Source organism: Cupriavidus sp. SIMBA_020, assembly GCF_046535395.1.
Taxonomy (GTDB): domain Bacteria; phylum Pseudomonadota; class Gammaproteobacteria; order Burkholderiales; family Burkholderiaceae; genus Cupriavidus; species Cupriavidus campinensis.
On record NZ_JAWRWU010001673.1, the window covers coordinates 1 to 236 of the forward strand.

The window sequence follows — 236 nt, forward strand, 5'->3', positions numbered from 1 at the left end:
CTTCATGCATCACCCAGCCGGTCATCATCTCTGCAATCGGGTTCATAAACGTTATTTTTTCGTCTTTGTCAGTTGCTATAACAGCGTCGCCAATCGAGTTGAGCGTAACCCGCAATCTTTCTGATTCAATAGCAAGTAACCGCTGAGAATGCTTTAATTGTTGCTCTTGTGTTTTTAGTTTTAAATGGTTGCCAACGCGTAAACGGCAGACCTTAAGATCGACTGGCTTTTGTATG

General features: G+C 42.8%; 1 protein-coding gene. It reads right to left on the reverse strand.

The window, feature by feature from the left end:
• Window positions 1-236: PAS domain-containing protein (locus SB751_RS35290; protein ID WP_410749648.1), on the reverse strand; the 236-nt coding region annotated here is incomplete at both ends.